The following is a 21,705-nucleotide window of genomic DNA, read 5'->3' on the forward strand; positions in this document are numbered from 1 at the left end:
ATAGTCACGCGTGAGCAGAATAGATATTCCCAACGGGACAGAGAGGTCATCGATGGACGAGGAAACCCTCCTGGAGATGCAGCGCCGCATGCTGCGCATCCGCGCCTTCGACGAGCGGGCGTCGAAGATGGTCAAGCGCGGCCACATCCCCGGAACCGTGCACACCTCGATCGGGCAGGAAGCCCAGGTCGTGGGCGCCACCATGGCACTGCGCGACGGCGACTTCATGACCGGCAACCACCGCAGTCACGGTCACCCCATCGGCAAGGGCTCGCCGCTCGGACCGCTCATGGCCGAACTGCAGGGCAAGGCCGACGGTGTGTGCAAGGGCAAGGGCGGGTCGCTCCACCTCGCCGACTTCAAGGTCGGCAGCCTCGGCGAATCGGGCATCGTGGGCTCCTCGATCCCCATCGCCATGGGCGCCGCCCTGTCGTCGCAGGTGCTCGGGCGCGACACTGTCGCGCTGGCGTTCTTCGGCGACGGCGCGGCCAACCAGGGCGTGCTCTACGAATCGATGAACATGTCGGGCGTCTGGAACCTGCCCGTGATCTTCCTCTGCGAGAACAACCAGTACGCGCTGTCGACCCCGGCCCACACCGTCACGAGCGGCGTCATCGCCGAGCGTGCCGCCGGCTTCGGCATCCCCGGCGTCCGCGTCGAGGAGGGGCAGGACGTGCTCGCCGTCCACGACGCGGTGAGCACCGCCGTCGCCCGCGCCCGCGCCGGAGAGGGGCCGACCCTCATCGAGGTCGTGACCTACCGCTACAACGAGCACTCCGAGGGTCTGCGCCTCGGTACCGACTACCGGCCCGTCGACGAGCGCGAGGCCTGGCTGAAGAAGGACCCCATCGTGCTCTTCCGAGAGCGCCTGATCGCCGAGCACGGTCTCACCGCCGAGCGCATGGACGCGCTCGAGCAGGAGATCGTCGACGAGGTCGACGCCGCCGTCGCCTTCGCCGAGAACAGCCCCTTCCCCGACCCCTCGGTCGCCTTCGACGACCTCTACACCGACTCGGAGTACGCAGCATGAGCGTCATGAGCTTCCTCGGCGCGATCGGCGCCGCCCAGCGCGAGGCGATGGACGCCGACGAGCGCGTCATCATCATCGGCGAAGACGTCGAGGCGAATGTCTACGGCACCACCGGGGGCGGCAAGACCCGCGCCCAGACCGGTGACTTCGTGCAGATGTACGGGCGCAACCGCATCCGCAACACCCCCATCTCGGAAGAGGGCATCGTGGGCGCCGCGGCCGGCGCCGCCATGACGGGCCTGCGTCCGCTCGTGGACCTGTCGTACTCGAGCTTCCTGTACATGGCGATGGACCAGCTGGTGAACCAGGTGGCCAAGAACCGCTACATGTTCGGTGGCCAGGCCTCGATGCCCGTCGTCTTCCGCTCGGCGATGTTCTACGGGCTCAACACGGGCGCGCACCACTCCGACCGCCCGTACCCGATGTTCATGAACGTGCCGGGACTGAAGATCATGGTGCCCTCGAGCCCCGCCGACGCCAAGGGTCTGCTGCGCACCGCGATCGACATGGACGACCCGGTACTCACGTTCGAGGCCTGTCTGCTGTGGGGCTCGAAGGGCGAGGTCGCGGACGAGCCGTTCTGGGTGCCGTTCGGCGTCGCCCGCACCGTGCGCGAGGGCACGGACGTCACGATCGTCGCCGTCTCCAGTTCGGTTCCCGAGGCCGCGGCCGCCGCGGCCGAGCTCGAGGCCGAGGGCGTGTCGGTCGAGGTGATCGACCCGCGCACGCTGGTGCCCCTGGACCGGGACGCGATCTTCCGCTCCGTCGCCAAGACCGGCCGGCTCGTCATCGCCGAGCCCGCGCACCGCACCTGCGGGGCGGCGGCCGAGATCAGTGCGCTCGTGAGCGAGGAGGTCTTCGACGCCCTCAAGGCCCCGATCGTGCGCCTCACCGCACCCGACATGCAGATCCCCTTCAGCCCCTCGCTGGAGAAGCAGATGTACCCCAACAAGGACGGCATCGTCGCCGCCGTGCGACGCGTGACCGGACTGACCGCCCCGACGCTGGCGTCGGTCGGCGCCGAGTGATCGACCAGAGAAGGAGAACGACGTGGCACGTGTAGAGGTTCTGCTCCCGCAGTGGGGCATGGGGATGAGCGAGGGTTCGATCGTCCAGTGGCACAAGAAGGTGGGCGACCAGGTCGCTGAAGACGAGCCCCTGGCCGACGTCGAGGCCGAGAAGGTCGAGGAGACCCTCGAATCCCCCGCGACGGGCACGCTCGTCGAACTGCTCGTCGACGAAGGTGACGCCGTCGAGGTGCGCACCGTCGTCGCCATCATCGAGACGGACTAGCCGCCGCCGTACCCCCGTCCGGGCAAAGGGGCCCGGAAGAAAGAAAGGCACATCATGACCGGAGTCGACCCGCTGGGTCTCGTCACCGCCGCACGAGCGGGCGGCTACGCCGTCGGCGCGTTCAACATGCACAACCCCGAGACCACCCAGGCGCTCATCCAGGCCGCGCAGCGCGCCGATGCGCCCGTCTTCCTGCAGGTAGGCCGGGCGATCGTCCCGCACATGGGCCTGCGCGCCGCGTACGAGATGACGCGGCGGGAGCTCGACGCCTCGGGCCTGGTCGCGCCCATCCACCTCGATCACGGCACCTACGACGAGGTGTTCGAGGCGATCAAGCTCGGCTTCGACTCGATCATGTTCGACGGCGCGCACCTGGACTTCGAGGAGAACATCCGCGTGACGGCCGAGGTCGTCAGGGTCGCGCACGCCTTCGGCATCCCCGTCGAGGCGGAGCTCGGTCGGATCCCGGATGCCTCCGACGACATCCCGTGGCAGGAGTACTACACCAAGGTCGACGAGGCCGAGCGCTTCGTCGCCGAGACCGGGGTCGACCTGCTGGCGATCTCCGCGGGCGTCATGCACGGGGTCACGGGGATCGAGCCCCAGCCGCTGGACATCGAGCGCATCCGACAGATCCGGGATGCCGTCGGCATCCCCCTCGTCCTGCACGGGGCGTCGGGGGTCCCCGCCGACCAGCTGCACGCCGCGATCGAGGCGGGTGTGCACAAGCTCAACGCCGACACCGATCTGCGTCACGCGTTCCGGCGCGGCGTCGAGGACGTCTGGTCGCGCGGCGATCGGCAGTTCGAGGAAGCCATGGCCGAGGGTCGCGAACGTATGATCGAGGCGACCGTGCAGAAGATGCGCGAGTACGGGTGCGCGGGGCGTGCCGGACGATCGGCCCCCGCGCCCGGCGAGGCGGTGCTGGTATGAGCACGCAGATCCTCGAAGACGGAGTCGTCGAACAGCTGACCGGGCTGCGTCGCACCGCCGCACGGCGGATGGTGCAGGCGTGGGCGGCGCCCGTCTTCCACGTCACGGTCGAGGTCGACATGACCCAGGCGTTGCGCACGAAGCAGATCGAGTCGACCGCGACGGTGACGGACGCCATCCTGCGGGCGAGCGCCCGCGCGCTGGTCGCCGAGCCACGGGTCAACGTGCACGTCGGCGACGACAGCGTGACGCGTTTCGAGAAGGCCAACGTCGGCGTGGCCGTCGACAGTCCGAAGGGGCTCGTCGTGCCCGTCGTCCACGACATCGGCACCGCCGACCTCGCCGAGATCTCGCGGATCCGTGCCGACGTCGTCGGGCGTGCGCGAGAGGGCGCCCTCACGCGCGATGACATCACGGGGGGCACCTTCACCGTGTCGAACCTCGGGATGATGGGCGTGACGCGCTTCGACGCGATCCTCAACGTGCCCCAGGCGGCCATCCTCGCCGTCGGGGCCACCGTGCAGCGGTTCGTGCACCGCGAGGATGCGGGGCTGTGGGCTCCCATCGCGGAGTTCACGCTGACGGCTGATCACCGCGCCCTCGACGGCGCCACGGCGGCGCGGTTCCTGGCCGTGCTGCGGCGCGAGCTCGAGAGCCCTTCTCGGTGAGCGGCGACGCCCGCGCGGACCGCTCGCACGCGGATCGCGCGGGCGTCGTGCTGCCCGGCGGCGCGTCGGCAGAGGCAGGGCCCGGAGCTTTCGCGTCTCCTCCGGCCGCGTCCGGGCGCTCCGCGGCCCGGGAGGCCCCGCCCGGCGATCGAGTGCTCGTCGACACCGTCCGTGCGCCGGGCGCCGCCCGCACGTCGGCCGACGAGGTGCTGTCGAGCCTGGTGCTGTTGCAGCGCGTCGCTGCGGGGAGGGCGCCGGACACGGTGCGCGTCTTCTCCCCGGCCCCCACGGTGGCCTTCAGTCGCCGGGAGAGCCTGCACCCCCTGTTCTCGCGTGCCGCCGAGGCGGCCCGGACCGCCGGGTACCTTCCCGTCGTGCGTCCCGCGGGCGGGCGTGCCGTCGTCCTCGACGAGGACTGGCTCGTGGTCGACCTCGTGTGCTCCGAGTCGGCGCGCCGCGACGACGGCGAGGTCTTCCGCGAGCGGGGCCGCGCGTTCGCCGATCTCGCCCGCGGATGGGGCGTCGACGCCCGTCTGGGTGGCGTGGCGGGGGAGTACTGTCCCGGCGAATGGTCGGTGAACGCCCGCGGAGCCGTCAAGCTCGTCGGCACGGCGCAGCGCGTGGTCCGCGGTGCGCGGCTGTTCACCGCGAGCATCCCGCTGCGCCTCAGCGAGCGCGCGCACCGGCTGCTCGTGGAGGTCAACGGCATCCTGGATCTCGCGTGGGATCCGTCGACCGTGGGCTCGCTCGCCGAGGAGACGACCGTCGACGACGATGTCGTCCGCGGTGATGCGGCGGCCCGTTTCGCCGGCGTGGACGCGCCGCGGAGACACCTGCTCGAGGTCGTTCCCGATCTCGACACGGCCCTGACCGACCTCGTCGGCGACCGCGTCGTGACGGGGGCGGAATCCACCGTTGACACGGGGCCGACTCGGGCTTAGCGTATAGCCAATCGCACGGTGAATAGTTACCACTCCACCGGCACAGACCGAGAACGAGGAGGTTCACGGTGGCTCACGACCACGACGTCCGGCCTTTCCGGATCGAGATCCCGCAGGCCGATCTCGACGACATGATGGACCGCCTGAAGCGCACGCGCTTCGCCGACGACTTCGCCAACGACGACTGGCGTTACGGCTACAACACCGCGTACCACCGCACGCTCGTCGACTACTGGATCAACGAGTACGACTGGCGTGACGTGGAGCGCCGCATGAACGAACTGCCGCATTACAAGGTCGACCTGATGGGCGTCCCACTGCACTTCATCCACGTGAAGGGCAAAGGGTCGAACCCCATGCCGCTGCTGCTGCACCACGGCTGGCCCTGGACCTTCTGGGACGTGCGCAAGGTCATCGAGCCGCTCACCGACCCTGCGAAGTTCGGCGGCGACCCCGCCGACAGCTTCGACGTCGTGCTGATCTCGCTCCCCGGCTACGGGTTCTCCTCGCCGCTGCGCGAGACCGGTTGGAACTTCTGGCGCACCGCCGATCTCGAGAACACCCTCATGAAGGACGTGCTCGGCTACGAGCGGTACGCCACGGCGGGAGGCGACTGGGGAGCCCTGATCGCCCAGCAGCACGGCCACAAGTACGAGGACGACGTCATCGGCGTCTACACGCACTTCCCCGCGCAGCTCTCGCACTACCTGCCCGACCACCCCGACCAGCCCGCGCACGTCGAATACGACCCCGCACTCGGACTGCCCGCCGAGAGCGAGTACGGCGAGGGCGAGGAGGGATGGTTCGAGCGCGGCAAGCTCTTCGTCGAGCGCGAGAGCGGCTACGGCGAGATCCAGCTCACCAAGCCGCAGACCCTCGCCGCCCTCGTCGTGGACTCGCCGGCGGCCCAGCTCGCCTGGATCACCGAGAAGCGCTACTTCTGGGGCCTCGCCGAACGAGGCGAAGGCACAGAGGCCTTCGAGCGGGTGTGGCCCAAGGAGGACCTCGTCACCACCGCCGCGGTGTACTTCCTCACCGGCACCGGCGGCACGTCGTCGCGGTACTACTGGGAGTGCCGCGGCAATCCCTGGACCCCGTCGCACGACCGCACCCCGGTCGTGGGAGTCCCCACCGCCGTCTCCATCTTCCCGGGGGAGATCTACAAGCCCCCGCGCACCTGGACCGACGCCTACTTCAACCTCCAGCAGTACCGCGTCCACGACGACGGCGGTCACTTCGCGCCCCTCGAGGTCCCCGACGTGTACGTCGACGACGTGCGCACGTTCTTCCGGACGCTGCGTCCCGCGGGCTGATCCCCGCACGACCCGGCCGACCTCGCGGCATCCCCCTCCCCGGGATGCCACAGCCCCCTTACCCGATCGCCCCGCGATCCGTTCGACGAAGGAGTCGAGATGTCATCCACCCGTTCCCCGAAGCGCCTCGCACGCGGCCTGGCGCTCGCCGCCGCCGCGGCGCTCGTCCTCTCCGGCTGCACCAGCACCGCCGGTGCGACCGGCGGCGCCGCCCAGCCGGTCGCGAAGGAGGACCTCGTGCTGGTCGCCTCGGTGATCAACACGACCAACCCCTACATGGCCTCCAACATCGCCGGCGCCGAGGCGCTGTCGAAGAAGCTCGGTATCCCGCTCGAGATCGTCGACTCCAACGGGTCGTCGCAGACGGAGATCTCCAAGATCCAGGCGATCCTCGCCAAGGGCAAGAAGGTGGTGCTGTTCGTCAACACCGTCGCCAGTTCCGACGCCCCGACGATCGTCAATGCGGTCAAGCAGGCCGGCGGCTTCGTCACCATCTGGTGGAACAAGCCCGACAACCTCGACCCCGCCCAGGTGGGCGACAACTTCGTCGCGTTCCAGAAGATCCCGGGCGTCGAGTCCGGAAAGTGCAACGCCGACGCGCTCGGCGAGGCCCTGGACGGAACCGGCAACGTCGTGATGCTCCCGGGCGTGCAGGACAGCACGACCAGCCAGACCCGCGTGGCGGGCTTCAAGGCGCAGATGGCGGAGAAGTACCCCGACATCAAGATCCTCGAGGAGCGTCCCTCGAACTGGGACCCGCAGCTCGGCTACAAGAACTCGCAGGACCTCATCGCCAAGTACGGCGACACGATCGACGGAGTCTGGAGCGCGGACGACGCGATGCAGACCGGGTCGATGAAGGCCTTCAAGGACGCGGGTCTGCTCGACACGACCAAGTTCGCCTCGGACGGCCTCTACCCCGACACGATCGCGTCGATGCAGTCCGGCGAGGGTGACAACGCCATCGTCGGCGAGACGTTCCACCGGGGCTACATGGCCTCGGCGGTCGGCCTTTACACGGCCTACCTCGCGGCCACGGGCGAGATCACGCCCTCGGAGCTGCCGCAGGAGAAGCGCGACAGCCTGTTCGCGCTCAGCTGCGTCACGCCCGACACGCTCGCGGACTTCAGCGGGTACGACGCGGCGGACGGGCCCGAGAAGTTCGTCGATTCCCTCATCGAGAACGGCCCCTGGGACACCGAGCCGATGAAGCTCATCGGCGGGGGCCCCGAGGTGCTCCCCGGCAGCTGATGCCGTCCCCTCCCGGCCGCACCGCGGCCGGGAGGGCTCATCCCTCCCTCCCCACGACGACGGAGTCGAACATGACCGACACCACCACCCGGCCCCCCGCGGCCGACACCACCACGATCCGCACGAGAGAACACCAGATCGCGCGACGCACGCGCTTCGCCGGATGGGGCGAGCCCGTCGCCCTTGTGGCGGCCATGGTCGTGCTGATCGTCGTCTTCTCCCTGCTGAACCCGCGGTTCGCGACCTTCGGCAACCTGCAGAACATCCTCGATCAGGCCACCGTGCCCCTCATCGTGGGCGTCGGTGCGACGCTGGTCATCCTGCTCGGATCCATCGACCTCTCCGTCGAAGGCGTCATGGGCGCCTCGGGTATGGCGTGGATCCTTCTGTCGGCCAACTCCCGTGGCGGTCTCGATCTGGGCCCCTGGGCCTGGGTGGTCGCCCTCGCCGTGGGTGCGGCGCTCGGCTGGGTGAGCGGGCTCATCTTCACCCGACTCAAGGTCCCGTCCTTCATCGTCACCCTCGGCATCTGGTACGTCGGGCTGGGCGTGGCGACGATCCTCTTCGGCACCTCCGCGATCCCGACCCTCACCGACGACTCGCTCGCCACCTGGTCGTCGCAGACGGCGCTCGGGCTGCCCAACGGATTCCTCCTCGCGGTGGGCGTCGTCGTGCTCGGCGTTCTGCTGCTGCGCTACACCCGCTTCGGCCGACTGACGCTCGCGATCGGCGACAACGAGGCGATCGCCCGATCGGCGGGCATGCCCGTGGCCCGCATCAAGACCGCGGTCTTCATCGTCGCGGGGGTGCTCAGCGGACTCGCCGGCATCATCGCCACGATGAAGCTCGGCGCGGGTTCGGCCACCGTCGGCACGGGCACGCTGTTCCTCGTCATCCCGGCCGTCGTGATCGGCGGAACGTCGCTCGGCGGTGGCCGCGGCGGGATCCTCCGCACCGTGCTGGGTGTGTTCCTGCTGACCGTGCTGAGCAACGGCCTCATCCTCTCGGGTGTCAGCCCGAGCTTCCAGTCCGCCGTGTCGGGGGCCATCCTCGTCGCGGCGATCGTCGCCGCTGCCTGGTCGCAGCGCAACCGCCTGAGGATCGCGAAATGACCGCGCAGACCCCCGTCATCGCCCTGAAGGACATCCGGATCTCGTTCGGCGCCGTGGCCGCGGTCAAGGGCGTCTCGCTCGAGATCGCCCCCGGTCAGGTCGTCGGCCTGATCGGCGAGAACGGCGCCGGCAAGTCCACGCTGCTGAAGATCATCACCGGCATCCACCAGCCCGACGCGGGCACGATCGAGGTCAACGGCGCCGCCGTGCGCTTCCGCGGGCCGCGGGATGCGATCGCCGCCGGTGTGGGCGTGGTGCACCAGGAGCAGTCGCTGTTCACCAACCTGTCGGTCGCCGAGAACGTCGAGATGAACACCAAGCCCGGCAAGGGCGGGGTGGGCCGGGCGGGCTTCTACCGCTGGGGGCGTCTGAACAGGGATGCCGCGGAGACCCTGGCCAAGATCGGCTCCAAGCTCGACCCGCGCACCAAGGTGGGCGACCTGTCGTTCGTCGATCGGCAGATGGTCGAGATCGCCCGGGCCATCCGCGTGCAGACGCGCGACGGCGGCCAGCCCCTCGTCATCCTCGACGAGCCCACCTCGGTGCTCGAGCGGACGGAGACCGCGATCCTCGAGCGCGAGATCGGGAAGCTGCGCGAGGTGGGCTCGGTGATCTTCGTCTCCCACCGTCTCGACGAGGTCATGCGCATCTGCGACCGCGTCCTGGTGATGCGCGACGGCGAACTGATCGCCGACCGCGCCGTCGAGGACGTCACCGAGGCCGAGCTGTTCCGTCTGATGGTCGGCCGCGAGGCTCGCGCCGAGTCGCGCGAGCGTCACGCCCCCGGGGTCGACGAGCGCCCCGTGCTGGAGGTGCGCGGGCTCAGTCGCCGCGGCGAGTACGACGACGTGTCGTTCCGCGTGTACGCGGGGAGACTCACGGCCGTGGTCGGGACGAGCGGCTCGGGCCGCGAGGCGCTGTCGCGGGCCCTGTTCGGGGCCGAGCCCTTCGACCGGGGCGAGATCCTCCTCGACGGCGAGGCCGTCGGCGACTGGTCCATCCCGAGGGCGGTGAAGGCGGGTGTCGGCTACGTGCCGGCCGAACGCCGCGTCGAGGGGATGGTCGGGGGCCTCACCGCCGCCGAGAACCTCACCCTCACGCACCCGGGCGCCTCGTCGGCCGGCGGCATGCTGCGTCCCGGTCGACGCAACAAGACGGCACAGGAATGGTTCGATGCGCTGCAGGTGCGTCCGAACGACATCTCGCTCGAGCTCGAGCGCTTCTCCGGTGGGAACCAGCAGAAGGTCGTCCTGGCCAAGTGGCTCACCTCCGACAACCTGCGTCTCCTCGTCCTCGACCATCCGCTGCGCGGCCTCGACCCGGGCGCCTCGCAGATCGTCAACGCGCAGATCCGCCGCGCGTGCGAGAACGGCACCGCCGTGGTGCTGCTGGCGGACACCCTCGAAGAGGCGTTGGAGATGGGCGACGACATCATCGTGATGCGCGACGGCGAGGCCGCGGCGCACTACGACCTCGTCGCCGAGAACCCCTCCACGCTCGACCTGCTGGAAAGGATGCTGTGACCGTGAACGCCTTCGCCGCGGTCGAGGACCGCACCGCCGTCGCCGACGATCCCGGCCGGGTCGCCAAGCGCACCCGTCCCCGCGCCCAGCGCGTCTGGCAGACGGTCGGGCCGCCCGTCATCTTCGTGGTCATGCTGATCGTCGTCGCCGTGCTCACCCCCGCCTTCCTCGGCGGGGGCGGGCTGACCATCATCGCCGCCTCGGCCGCACCGATCCTGCTCGTGGCCCTCGGCCAAGCCCTCGTGCTCCACATCGGCTCGATCGACCTGTCGAACGCGGCCATCGCGCTGCTCGGCGCCATCCTGCTGGCGGTGACGCTGTCGTCGATCGGTCCGGTCGCGCCCCTCGTGATCCTCGTGATCGTGACGGTGTGCGGTGCCCTGAACGGTCTGCTCGTCGCCTTCGCGCAGGTGCCGTCGTTCGCCCTGACGCTCGGCACCCTCGGCATCTACTCCGCCGCGGCACTCGTGGTCAGCGGCGCCACGACGGTCTACGTCGCCTCCGGGGGAGAGGCCGTCGCCGCCCTCTACGCGACCGGCATCGTCGGCATCCCGCTCACCTTCTGGCTGGGTGTCGTCGTCGCGGTGCTGCTGTGGGCGATGCTGCGCTTCACCCGGCTGGGCCTCGGCATGACCGCGGTCGGTCGCAACGAGTCGGGCGCGATCTTCTCCGCCGTGCGGACGCGCTGGATCAAGGTGATCGCCTTCAGCCTCTCGGGCTTCACCGCGGGCCTGGCCGCGATCACGATCATCGCGCAGGCCGGTTCCGCGTCGCCGACCGGTCTGGGCAGCGACCTGCTGCTGCCCGCGATCGCCGCGGCCATCGTGGGCGGCACCTCGATCTCGGGCGGAGCCACCAACCCCATCAACGTCGTCTTCGGCGCCCTCACCGTCGCCCTCGTGCCCATCGCGACCGCCGCCCTCGGCATCGACGCGCAGGCGCAGAGCCTCGTCTACGGCGTCGTCATCATCGCCGTCGTGGCCCTGACGATGACCCGTACCCGCGGGTCTATCGTCAAATGACCGCGCGGCTCGCCCCCGGAACCCCTTCGTTGTTCTCAGAGAGGAGAACCATGTCCGACACTCTCTCCGCACCGTCCGTCCACGGGGTGCTCGACGACCTCCAGCCCCGCGAGGTGCTCCAGTGGTTCGAAGCGCTCGCCGGGATTCCCCGCGGGTCGGGAAACGAGTCCGCCGTCGCCGACTGGGTCGTCGAGTTCGCCCGCTCGCGCGGCCTCGACGCCTCCAAAGACGACGTCAGCTGCGTGCTGGTGCGCAAACCCGGCCAGGGCGGACTCGAGGATGCCGCTCCGCTCATCCTGCACGGTCACCTCGACATGGTGTGCGAGAAGGAGGAGGGCGTCGAGTTCGACTTCGCCACCGAACCCATCCGCCTCGTCGTCGACGGCGACTTCATCACCGCCGACGGCACCTCGCTCGGCGCCGACAACGGCATCGGCGTGTCGTACATCCTCGCCCTCCTCGCCGACGAGGAGCTCCCGCACCCGCCCCTGGAGGCCGTGCTGACGGCGATGGAGGAGAAGGGCAAGGTCGGCGCGGGCCAGTTCGACACCAGCCGGCTGCAGGGTCGGCGCATGATCGACTTCAACTGGATCACCGACCGCGAGATCCTCGCCGGCTGCAGCGGCGATGTCACCTTCACCGTCGACATCCCCGGTGAGTTCGAGGCCGTGCCCGAGACGCACTCGACGGCGCTGAAGCTCCAGGTGCGGGGTCTGCGCGGCGGGCACTGCGAGTTCGACATCCAGCTCGAGCGCGCCAACGCGCTGCAGATCCTCGCCCGCGCCCTGCAGGTTGTCCAGGACGGCCGTGACGTTCGCGTGTCCTCCCCGTTCGGCGGCGCGCAGAACAACGCCATCCCGGCCGACGCCGAGGCGGTGCTGAGTCTTCGGCCCGACGACGTCGAGGCCGTCCGCGACGCCGTCACCGCCCTTCAGGCCGAGCTGTCGGTCGAGTACGACCTCGCCGACCCGGATGTGCGGGTCGAACTGGTGGATGCCGAGACCCCCGACCGCGCGCTCTCCAGTGCGGCCGCCCAGCGTCTGGCGGCGATCACGCTGCTGATCCCGCACGGGGTCGTGCGCTGGAACCTGCACGTGCCCGACCGCGTCGAGACCTCGAACAATCTCGGCACGATCCGCCCCACCGACGACGGGGTGCGGCTGATGTCGACCATCACCTCGGCGCTCACCTCGCGCAAGCACGAGCTCTACGACCGGGTGGCGGCCCTCGTCGCGCTCGCCGGGGGAGGGGCGCGCATCGAGATGTACGGTCTCGACGCGCCGGAGTTCCCTTACCGTCCCGATTCGGAGCTGCTCGCGGTCGCCTCGCAGGCGTTCCGCGAGCTGCGCGGCGAGGAGCCGCAGGTCGAGGTGTCGCAGTGCTCGCTCGAGCTCGGCATGTTCAGCAGCCGCGTGCCCGTCGCCGACATCATCTCGATCGGCACCGAGCTGCACGCCCTGCACTCGCCCGCCGAGAAGGTCAACCACCGGTCGGTCGAGCGCACCTGGCCGCTGGTGAGAAGCGTCGTGTCGCGGCTCAGCTGACACGGCGGAACACGGATGCCGCGGCCTCGAGGCCGCGGCATCCGTCCGTCCGCGGGTGTCAGGCGCGCGCCGGTGTCGGGCGCAGCCTCGTCTCGACCACCGACATCGCCGCGATCGAGATCAGGGCGATGACCGCGAGCCCGATCGTGAGCAGGGCGAGTCCGTCGAAGAGGAGCCACTCGGCGAAGACGCCGCCGAGCACGTTGCCCAGCAGGTATCCGGCGCCGACCACCACCGAATAGGCCCCCATGATCAGACCGCGGTCGCCGCGGGATTCCGCCGAGATGTCGCTGAGGTGGGTGAGGGCGGCGGGTGTGAACCCCGCCTCGAGGAACACCCCCACCATCACCATCGGCACGGCGAGCGCGAGGGGTGCCCCGCGGTTGGCGAGCATCAGACCGACGGAGGCGATCAGCGCACCGGCGACCGTGACGAACAGCACGGGGATCGTCGGCAGGCGGCCGATGAAGAACGCCCACGCGACGATGCACAGGCTGAAGAACAGGACGTAGACGCCCAGCACGAGCGACAGGCCCGCCTCGTCGCCGCGGAACGCCCCGGGGAACGACTGACCGTCCACGCGGACGTCGCCGGCCAGGACGAACGTGATCTGCGACGTCACCCAGGTGCCCAGGATCGCGTTGACCGCGATCCACGCCGGGAGGAAGGCCAGCAGCCGCGGTTGGGCGAGCACGCGCAGCCGATCCCCGAGCGACGAGCGTGTCCGCGGGGGACGGGATGCCGATCCCGGACGCAGGAACGCCAGCACCAGCGCGGATGCCACGACGTACACCCCGGCGAGCACCGCGAACGTCCACAGTCCCAGTGCGCCGTACAGCAGCGGCCCCGCGACCGCGCCGAGGGCGATCCCGCCGGACGACGACAGCTCGTACAGGCTCGTCACCCGCCCGCGGCGGCGCGAGTCGCCGTCGCTCGCGTCGGCGAGGAGCCCGAGCGTCGTGGGCGCCGAGATCGCCGCTCCCGCGCCGTCGAGAAGCCGCGCGGTGCCGACGGTGACGACGACCAGCGCGATCGCCGGTGCCGTCGCGATCAGCGACGCCCCCGGCGTGAGCAGGATGCCGACCGCGGCCAGCAGGGGGGCTGCGACGAGGAAGACGCGGCGGCCGCGGCGGTCGCTGGCCGACCCCGCGATCGGAGCGAGCACCAGTTCGGCGAGGAAGCCGATGCCGGAGAGGATGCCGAGGAGCAGCGGCCCCACCGACGCCCCCTGACGGGAGAGGTCGACGAAGTACGACCCGAGGGCGAGGGCACCGGCGGCCGAGGCGGTGCGCAGCAGCAGCTGCGAGAGGATGACGGCGCCGGTACCCCGGATCCGCGGGGTCGACGGGGGCGGGCCGATCATCGGTGTCTCCTCATGCTCGGCGGGGCACGGCATCCCGGGTCAGCGCTTCGCGGGGCCCTTGGCGAGCAGGTATTGCGCCGACTCCTCGTCGGTCACGAGCACGTTGATCCAGCCGCCGCGCACGGCCGCCAGAAGCGCCTCGTGCTTGTCGGCCCCGCCCGAGACGCCGATGCGCCGCTCGGCCCGCCGCAGCTGCTCGAGACTCACCCCGATGACGAGGTCGTCGAGTTCGCTGCGGACGGGGTGGCCGTCGGCATCCATGAAGTTGAGGTTGATCTCGCCCACGGCGCCCTTCGCGCGCACGGCGTCGAACTGCTCCTGCGTGAAGAAATTCTCACCGCCCACCAGGGGCGGCACGATCGTGGCGTTGCCGATACCGACGAGGGCGACGTCGAGGTCGTCCATCGCGGCGAGAGCGCGGCGGGCGTGGGGGTCGTTCGAGAGGATCGCCTCGCGCACCTCCGGGGTCGAGACGACCCCGGGCACCCGCAGGAACAGCGGCTCGGCGTCGGTGAGAGAGGCCAGGCGCTCGGTGGCGTTGGTCGCCTGATGCTGGATGGCCGGCTGGCCGACACCGCCGAGCAACTCGATCACCGCTCGGGCCGACGAGTGCGGGAAGCTCGTGAGGTTCTCGACGAAACGGCGCATCGACCGGCTCCACGAGGTGAAGCCGATGGCCTTGTCTCCGACCGGCAGAACCTGGAAGACACCCGCCAGGGCGATGCCCAGCGTCTCGGTCCGCTGCTCGCCCGTCTCGCCCGAGGCGTCGACCACGTGCACCTCGCGCATGCCGAACATCTTCTCGACACCCTGTTCGAGGTCGGCGTTGAGCCCCACCGGCGGTACGACGATGGTGCGCACGATGTCGGCCTCCTCGGCCGCGGCCAGCAGACGCGAGACGCGGGCCTGGGAGATGCCGAGCGTGCGGGCGATCTCCGTCTGCACGATGCCACGCGTGTGATAGAGGTGCGCCACCTTCGTCATCATGCGCAGCTGCTCGAGCTCTTTGGGGTCGCGCGCCATCGTCTGCCTCCCGTAGCCGGACGGTTCCTGGAGGTCTACTCTGCCAGGCCGCCGGTGGGGGGCGGAGACGCGGGAGCGGGACGGCGTGATCGCCGCCCCGCTCCTGATCGTCGTCACCTCGGCCCGATCAACGTTCGCCCGATTGCGCTTTGCGCGCCTGGCGATCGGTGAGGACCGCCGCGACGATCACCGCGCCGAGCACGACGGGCTGCAGGTTGGGGGAGACGCCCAGCAGCGACAGGCCGTTGTTGAGCACGCCGATGATGAGCAGGCCCACGAAGGTGCCGAGCAGCGAACCCGTGCCGCCGGCGAGGCTCGCGCCGCCGATCACCACGACGGCGATGACGTTCAGCAGGTCGGCGGCGCCGGCGGTCGGCTGCGCCGAGTCGAGGCGAGAGGTCACCAGCAGCCCACCGAGGGCCGCGAGCAGCCCCGCGATCGTGTACACCACGAGCTTGGTGCGCCGCACGGGGATGCCGGAGAGGCGTGCGACCTCTTCGTTGCCTCCGATCGCGTACAGCGCCCGCCCGCCCGGGCGGAACCGCAGCCAGAAGGCGGCGAGGAGGAAGACGGCCAGCAGGATCAGCCCCTGCACGGGCACCCCGGCGATGCTCAGGCGGGTCAGCGACACGAACCACTCCGGGAAGCCGTTCACCGTGTTGCCGCCGGTGATGAAGACCGCCAGGCCCGTCGCCGCCGACATCGTCGCGAGAGTGGCGATGAACGGTTGCAGTCGACCGACGGTGACCAGGATGCCGTTGAGCAGGCCGATCAGCCCGCCCACGGCCAGACCCAGCACGAGTGCGAGCTCGAACGGCATCCCGGAGTACGAGAAGAGGAAGCCCATGACCATGGAGCTCAGCGCGAGGGTGGCGCCGACCGACAGGTCGATGCCGCCGATGATGATGACCATGAGCGCGCCGACCGACATGATCCCCACCGCGGAGATCTGCGTGACGATGTTCAGGAGGTTGCGCGGCGTGAGGAAGTACGGCGACAGGATCGACAGCAGGACGAAGATCACGACGAGTCCCACGAGGGGGCCGGGGACACGGCCCGCCCACTTCTTCCAGGGGCTCGGCTCGCGCGGGCCGGCCGGGACGGTGCGGGCCGCGATGGTGGCGGGACTGGCCGCCGACGTGGCGGCAGCGTTGGTGGACGGGTCGGAAACGGTCATCGTCTCGGCTCCTCGGCTCAGATGTGCGTGGGTTCCGCGTGCTGCGGAAGGGCGAGGCGCATGACGGCCTCGGGGGTGGCGTCGGCGCGGTCGAGGATGCCCTGCGGGCGCCCTTCGGCCATGACCAGGACGCGATGGGAGAGTCCGAGCACCTCTTCGAGCTCGGACGAGACGACGATCACGGCGACACCGTCTTCGGCGAGGCGCCGGATGGCGGCGTAGATCGTCATCTTGGCGCCGACGTCGACGCCGCGCGTGGGTTCGTCGAGGATGAGCACCTTGGGCGTGTCGACGAGCCACTTCGCCAGCAGCACCTTCTGCTGATTGCCACCCGAGAGGTGAGCTACGGCCACATCGGCCTGGCCGCGGATGTCGAGCTCCTCGCGGAAGCGGCGGTAGGTGGCCGCGAGCGCCGAGCGGGTGACGATGCCGCGCCGCGAGAGGTGACGCTGCCAGGGCAGGGTCATGTTGTCCATGCTGTCGCGGCCGAGCAGGAGCCCCTGCGACTTGCGGTCCTCCGGCACCATCGCGATGCCCGCGCGCATCGCATCCTGCGGGGAGCGGATGACGGTTTCCTCGCCGTCGACGACGATGCGCCCCTCGGTGGCCCGGTCCGCACCCGCGAGGGTGCGCACCACCTCCGTGCGGCCCGCGCCCACGAGGCCGGCGATACCGAGGATCTCGCCCGAGCGGACCGAAAAGTCGATGCCCTCGAACGCGCCGCTGCGGCCGAGGCCGGAGACCTGGATGACGGTGCGCTCGCCGGCCGCGGGGGGAACGTCGTGGCCGTAGGTGAAGTCGCGGCCCACCATGGCGCGGACGATGGCCTCGCGCGAGACGTCGCCGGTGTCCCAGCGAGCGGCGAGATGCCCGTCGCGCAGGCACACGATGGCATCCGAGAGGCGGGTGATCTCCTCGATGCGATGGGAGATGTAGATGATGCCCGCGCCCCCGGCCTTCAGCGCCTCGATCTGGTCGAACACGCGTGCCGTCTCGGCCTTGCCGAGGGAGGCCGAGGGCTCGTCGAAGATCACGAAGCGCGGTTCGCGGCTGAGCGCGCGGGCGATCTCGATCTCCTGCTGGGCCGCGATCGACAGCTCGTCGATGCGCTGGCGGGGATCGACCCGCGATCCGAGGCGGCCCAGCACGTCGGCGGCCTCCTCGTTCATGCGCGCGCGATCGACCCGGCCGGCGCGCATCGGCAGTCGTCCGATGAAGATGTTCTCGGCCACCGTGAGCTCGCGCACCATGCGGATCTCCTGGTGGATGAGCACCACCCCGGCCCGGAGCGCGTCGCCGGGCGAGCGCGGTTCGTATGGCTCGCCGTCGATCGTCATCGACCCGCGATCGGGCTGGACGAGACCGGCGATCATGCCCGAGGTGGTGGACTTGCCGGCGCCGTTCTCGCCGACGAGGCCGACGACGCGGCCCGGGACGAGGGCGATGTCGATGTCGCTGACGACGGTGACGCCGCCGTACTGCTTCGTCAGGCCCGTGCAGACCAGGCCCGCGGCGTCGCGGGGTGATTCGGCCATGATGCTCCCTCCGGCCAGGGCGGCGCGGGTCGGACCCGACCGCCCTCGCGGTGCGGTCAGTTGCGGGCGGCGTTGGGTCCGTAGAACTTGGTGGGGTCGTTCTCGGCGACGTTGTCGCCGGTCACGAGCACGGCATCCTGGTACTGGTCCTGGGGCAGGTCGGTCTCGCCCTCGAGCAGCTGGATGGCGTTCTCGACCGCGAGCTTGCCCATCATGTAGGGCTGCTGCGCCATCGTGGCCTGGGTGAGCCCGTCGCCGATGGCGGTGAACATCGTCGGGAAGCCGTCGATGCCCGCGAACACCATGCCGCTGCGACCGGCCTGCTGCGCGGCCTTGGCGGCGCCCAGGGCCATCGCGTCGCTCTCGCCGAACACGGCCTTGAGCTCGGGGTGGGCGGTGAGGATGTTCTGCGTCGTGTCGAAGGCCTGCGTCTCGTCCCAGCCGGCGCTCTCCCACTGCACGGCGTTGATGCCGGGGTTCTCGGCGAGCGCCTTCTTGCATCCCTCGGTGCGCTGCAGTTCGGCGGTGGCGCCCAGCGGGCCCTGGAGGACGGCGATGTCGCCCTCCCCGCCCATCTGTTCGAACATCCAGCTGCACACGTCGTAGGCGGCCTTGACGCTGTCGGTGGCGATGAAGGTGGAGATCTCGACGTCGTCGGTCTCGGGCTTCTGGTCGAGGGCGACGACGGGGACCCCGGCGTCGTTGGCGAGGCGCACGCCCGCCCCGGCCGCCGTGGCGTCCTGCGGGGTGTAGATGAGCACGCCCACCTGTTGGGTCAGCAGGTTCTGCACCTGATTGACCTGGCGGGTCGCGTCGTTGTCGGCGGACTCGAGGACGAGGTCGTAGCCGGCCTCCTCGGCGGCGGCCTTCATGCCGTCGGCGGCGGCGATGTAGAACAGCGACTTCTGGTCGGCGATGGAGACGCCGATGGTCTTGGATCCGGTGGGAGCGCCACCGGCGTCGGTCGTGCTGCAGCCGGCGAGGCCGAGGGTGGCGACCGCGCCGGCGAGGAGCAGGACGGATGCGCGACGGATGCGAGAGCTGTGCATGTGTTTCCCCTTTGAAACGGTGCAAATCAATATTCGGTTACTGAATGGTGATGCATCCCGATGCTAAGAACGCGGTGCGGGGGTGTCAACCCCCGCTCGTCCACACGCGACGAGATGCCTCGCGGTCGCCTCGTCGGTGACCAGCACGTCGATCCACCCGCCGCGCACGGCCGCGAGCACCGCCGCGTGCTTCCGGCGTCCGCCCGCGACGGCGATGCGGCGCTTCGCGCGGCGCAGCTGCGACAACTCCATCCCGAGCACCAGGTCGCCCAGCTCCGCGGCCGCGGGTTCACCGGCGGCATCGAGGAACCGCAGGCCGATCTCGCCGACGGCGCCCTGAGCGCGGGCGATCGCGAACTGCGCGTCGGTGAAGAAGTTCTCGCCCGGGGTCAGTGGTTCCGAGGCGCGCACCTCGCCGATGCCCACGAGCGCCAGGTCGAGGTCGTCCATCGCTCGCAGTGCGCGGCGCGAGTGGGGGTCGCCCTCGAGGAGGGCGGCACGCATCTCCGGCGTGGAGACGACGCCCGGAGCACGCAGGAACACCGGGTCGCCCCCGGTGGCGCGGGCGAATCTCTCGGTCGTCAGTGCGGCGCGGTGCTGCAGCGACGGTCGGCCCACGTCGCCGAGCAGCTCGACGATGCGGCCGGCGTTGGCCCGGGGCAGGTCGGGGAGCGCGTCGACGGCCGCCTGCAGGGCGCGCGACCACGACGTGAGCCCGATGGTGCGGCCGTCGATGGGAGCCAGTTGCAGCACCGGCACGAGGGCGCGTGCGAGCGCGGGAACGATGTCGTCGCCGCGGCTCGCCCCCGTCTCGACGATGTGCACTTCACGCAGGCAGAAGGTCTCCTCGACCGCCTGCTCCAGGTCGTTATGGAAGCCGGACGGCGGGACGACCACCGTCCGGGCGATGCCCTGTTCGCTCGCCGCCGTCAGCAGGCGCGACACCCCCGCCTGCGACAGGCCCAGCTCCTCCGCGATCTCGGTCTGCACGAGGCCGCGCCGGTAGTAGAGATGGGCGACCTTCGTCATGGCCCGGGTCGAGCCGGTGTCTTTCGTCATGGATGCCATGCCGCCTCCTTCGTCGCGTCCGCCTTCGCCGCCGGCGCACTCGGAGACGGGCCGTTCCCGTCCCGTTCGGGGTCTGTCAGAATCGGCGTTCTCGGGTCCCGAAGCCCGATACCCGCTTCCCGTGTCGACGGCTGCGCGCTACGCTAGTGGAATCACATTCAATGTGCGACTGAATATTCAGCACACACCACGGTCAAGGGAGACTCACGTGGAGAACGTCGACCAGCCCACTTTCGACGTCGTCGTGATCGGCGCCGGCATCAACGGACTGGGCATCGCCCGGGATGCCGCCGAGCGCGGACTCTCCGTCGCGCTCGTCGAGCAGGAGGACGTCTGCGCGGGAGTCTCCGCCTGGTCGGGGCGACTCGTCCACGGCGGCCTGCGCTATCTCGAACGCGGCGACATCCGACTCGTGCGAGAGTCGCTGCGCGAACGCGAACTGCTGTTCAAGGTGGCACCGCACCTGGTCAAGCCGGTGCGCCTGATCATGCCGTTCTACGCCCGCAACACGCGCCCGTCGTGGATGATCCGGCTCGGAATGCTCGCGTACGACGTGCTCTCGGCCGACAAGTCGGTGTCATGGCACCGGATCCTCTCGACGACGGCCGTCCGGCGCCGCTTCACCGGCATGTCGCGCGAGGGACTCAGCGGTGCCGCGCTGTTCACCGACGGTCAGGTCGAGTACGCCGAGCGCCTGTGCGTCGAGCTCGCCGTCGCCGCCGTCGACGCGGGCGCGCGTCTGTTCCTCCACACGCGTGCGGTCGGGGTTCTCGGCGCCGGCAAGGAGGTCACGGGAGTGCGCGTGCGCCATGCCGACGGCACCGTCCGCGACATCTCCGCCACCCTCACGATCAACGCCGGGGGGCCGTGGGTGGATGCCGTGCTGCGCGGGGAGTCGGCGACATCCACCCTTCCGTCCGTGCCGTCGCCGCGTCTCATCGGCGGCGCCAAGGGCAGCCACATCATCGTCGATGCCTTCCCCGGCGCTCCCCGCGACGTCGTCTACTACGAGTCGCAGACCGACGGCCGCCTGGTGCTCGTCATCCCGTGGATGGGGCGCTACCTGATCGGATGCACCGACACGAAGTTCGAGCTCGACCCCGACGAGGCCCGCGCCGAGGCCGACGAGATCGCCTACCTGCTCACGGAGACCAACGCCCTCGTCCCCGGCGCGAACCTCACCGTCGACGACGTGCTCTACACCTACAGCGGCGTGCGGCCGCTCCCCTACGCCCCCGACATCCCGGAATGGAAGGTGCCGCGCAGCCACATCGTGCGCGACCACGTCAAGGACGGCTATCCCGGTCTGCTCTCCATCGTCGGCGGCAAGCTCACAACCTACCGCCAGCTGGCCGAGGACGCCGTCGACAAGGCCGTGAAGATCCTCGGGGCGGGTCTGAAGCACCCCGTGAGCAAATTCCAGCCGTTCCCGGGCGCCCGGACCGCCGACATGGGAGAGTTCGAGGCGAGCGTGCGGTCGACCGCTCTCGTGCGCGGTGACAGCGCCGCGCGTCTGTGGGATCTGTACGGCACCCGCGCGGAGCGAGTCCTCGACCTCGTGCGCGAGCGCCCCGAACTCGCCGAGCGATTCGACCCCGAATCGCCCGCGATCGCGGCGGAGCTGGTCTTCGCGGTGCGTCACGAGTTCGCGGAGACGATCACCGACGTCTTCGCCCGGCGCCTGCTGCTCGCGTTCGAACCCACCCACGGCATCCGGGGAGTCGAGCGCGCCGCCGACGTCCTCGCCGATGCCGAGGGTTGGGATGCCGAGAGGCGGGATGCCGAGATCGCCGACTACCGGCGCTGGCTCGACCACCTGCGGGTGCCCGCGCGCACCGCGCAGCCCGCGTGAGGAGTCGG

General features: G+C 70.3%; 19 protein-coding genes. 13 read left to right on the forward strand and 6 right to left on the reverse strand.

The genetic code is table 11. The features are described from left to right. The first annotated feature begins 52 nt into the window (after nt 1-52). The 12 genes from ACTJJP_RS14355 to pepD all read left to right on the forward strand — a co-directional run bounded on the left by ACTJJP_RS14355 (nt 53) and on the right by pepD (nt 12,630). Complete coding sequence (locus ACTJJP_RS14355) at nt 53-1,030, forward strand: thiamine pyrophosphate-dependent dehydrogenase E1 component subunit alpha (protein WP_440775654.1); 978 nt, start codon at nt 53-55, stop codon at nt 1,028-1,030. Continuing rightward, complete coding sequence (locus ACTJJP_RS14360; protein WP_440775655.1) at nt 1,027-2,058, forward strand: alpha-ketoacid dehydrogenase subunit beta; 1,032 nt, start codon at nt 1,027-1,029, stop codon at nt 2,056-2,058. The genes ACTJJP_RS14355 and ACTJJP_RS14360 overlap by 4 nt, the downstream gene beginning before the upstream one ends. 22 nt (nt 2,059-2,080) lie before the next feature. Further along, nucleotides 2,081-2,323 (forward strand): biotin/lipoyl-containing protein, encoded by a 243-nt coding sequence (locus ACTJJP_RS14365; RefSeq protein ID WP_440775656.1) that lies wholly within the window; start codon nt 2,081-2,083, stop codon nt 2,321-2,323. A 54-nt stretch (nt 2,324-2,377) separates the two neighbouring features. After that, nucleotides 2,378-3,256: a class II fructose-bisphosphate aldolase gene (locus ACTJJP_RS14370; protein ID WP_440775657.1), complete on the forward strand. Its 879-nt coding sequence runs from the start codon at nt 2,378-2,380 to the stop codon at nt 3,254-3,256. Next, a complete protein-coding gene (locus ACTJJP_RS14375; RefSeq protein ID WP_440775658.1) occupies nt 3,253-3,924 on the forward strand; it encodes a 2-oxo acid dehydrogenase subunit E2 in 672 nt (223 codons plus the stop codon). Before ACTJJP_RS14370 ends, ACTJJP_RS14375 begins: the two co-directional genes overlap by 4 nt. Nucleotides 3,925-4,076: 152 nt before the next feature. Continuing rightward, nucleotides 4,077-4,865, forward strand: a complete 789-nt coding sequence (locus ACTJJP_RS14380; RefSeq protein ID WP_440775659.1) for a lipoyl protein ligase domain-containing protein — start codon at nt 4,077-4,079, stop codon at nt 4,863-4,865. A gap of 68 nt (nt 4,866-4,933) precedes the next feature. Continuing rightward, nucleotides 4,934-6,178, forward strand: a complete 1,245-nt coding sequence (locus ACTJJP_RS14385; RefSeq protein ID WP_440775660.1) for an epoxide hydrolase family protein — start codon at nt 4,934-4,936, stop codon at nt 6,176-6,178. Between the two features lie 99 nt (nt 6,179-6,277). After that, the gene (locus ACTJJP_RS14390; protein ID WP_440775661.1) at nt 6,278-7,429 is read left to right on the forward strand and encodes a sugar ABC transporter substrate-binding protein; all 1,152 of its coding nucleotides are present in this window, start codon (nt 6,278-6,280) and stop codon (nt 7,427-7,429) included. Nucleotides 7,430-7,500: 71 nt separating this feature from the next. Beyond that, on the forward strand, nt 7,501-8,541 hold the full coding sequence (locus tag ACTJJP_RS14395; RefSeq protein WP_440775662.1) for an ABC transporter permease: 1,041 nt from the start codon (nt 7,501-7,503) through the stop codon (nt 8,539-8,541). Beyond that, nucleotides 8,538-10,064: a sugar ABC transporter ATP-binding protein gene (locus tag ACTJJP_RS14400; protein WP_440775663.1), complete on the forward strand. Its 1,527-nt coding sequence runs from the start codon at nt 8,538-8,540 to the stop codon at nt 10,062-10,064. Before ACTJJP_RS14395 ends, ACTJJP_RS14400 begins: the two co-directional genes overlap by 4 nt. Further along, on the forward strand, nt 10,061-11,086 hold the full coding sequence (locus tag ACTJJP_RS14405; RefSeq protein ID WP_440775664.1) for an ABC transporter permease: 1,026 nt from the start codon (nt 10,061-10,063) through the stop codon (nt 11,084-11,086). Before ACTJJP_RS14400 ends, ACTJJP_RS14405 begins: the two co-directional genes overlap by 4 nt. Before the next feature lie 50 nt (nt 11,087-11,136). Further along, nucleotides 11,137-12,630: a beta-Ala-His dipeptidase gene (pepD, locus tag ACTJJP_RS14410; RefSeq protein ID WP_440775665.1), complete on the forward strand. Its 1,494-nt coding sequence runs from the start codon at nt 11,137-11,139 to the stop codon at nt 12,628-12,630. A 58-nt stretch (nt 12,631-12,688) separates the two neighbouring features. Here pepD and ACTJJP_RS14415 read toward each other — a convergent pair whose 3' ends face one another. The 6 genes from ACTJJP_RS14415 to ACTJJP_RS14440 all read right to left on the reverse strand — a co-directional run bounded on the left by ACTJJP_RS14415 (nt 12,689) and on the right by ACTJJP_RS14440 (nt 19,845). Further along, a complete protein-coding gene (locus ACTJJP_RS14415; protein ID WP_440775666.1) occupies nt 12,689-13,993 on the reverse strand; it encodes an MFS transporter in 1,305 nt (434 codons plus the stop codon). Nucleotides 13,994-14,032: 39 nt separating this feature from the next. Further along, the gene (locus ACTJJP_RS14420; protein ID WP_440775667.1) at nt 14,033-15,016 is read right to left on the reverse strand and encodes a sugar-binding transcriptional regulator; all 984 of its coding nucleotides are present in this window, start codon (nt 15,014-15,016) and stop codon (nt 14,033-14,035) included. A gap of 127 nt (nt 15,017-15,143) precedes the next feature. After that, complete coding sequence (locus ACTJJP_RS14425; protein WP_440775668.1) at nt 15,144-16,193, reverse strand: ABC transporter permease; 1,050 nt, start codon at nt 16,191-16,193, stop codon at nt 15,144-15,146. A gap of 17 nt (nt 16,194-16,210) precedes the next feature. Continuing rightward, nucleotides 16,211-17,728, reverse strand: coding sequence for a sugar ABC transporter ATP-binding protein (locus ACTJJP_RS14430; RefSeq protein WP_440775669.1), 1,518 nt, complete (start codon nt 17,726-17,728; stop codon nt 16,211-16,213). Nucleotides 17,729-17,784: 56 nt separating this feature from the next. Continuing rightward, complete coding sequence (locus tag ACTJJP_RS14435) at nt 17,785-18,777, reverse strand: substrate-binding domain-containing protein (protein WP_440775670.1); 993 nt, start codon at nt 18,775-18,777, stop codon at nt 17,785-17,787. Between the two features lie 63 nt (nt 18,778-18,840). Next, nucleotides 18,841-19,845 carry a sugar-binding transcriptional regulator gene (locus ACTJJP_RS14440; RefSeq protein WP_440775671.1) on the reverse strand — a complete coding sequence of 335 codons (1,005 nt, stop codon included), beginning with the start codon at nt 19,843-19,845 and terminating at the stop codon, nt 18,841-18,843. Nucleotides 19,846-20,053: 208 nt separating this feature from the next. Between ACTJJP_RS14440 and ACTJJP_RS14445 the strand changes: the two genes are divergently transcribed. After that, nucleotides 20,054-21,697, forward strand: a complete 1,644-nt coding sequence (locus ACTJJP_RS14445) for an FAD-dependent oxidoreductase (protein WP_440775672.1) — start codon at nt 20,054-20,056, stop codon at nt 21,695-21,697. Nucleotides 21,698-21,705: the final 8 nt, after the last annotated feature.

The organism is Microbacterium sp. 22296, from assembly GCF_052045385.1.
Classification (GTDB): domain Bacteria; phylum Actinomycetota; class Actinomycetes; order Actinomycetales; family Microbacteriaceae; genus Microbacterium.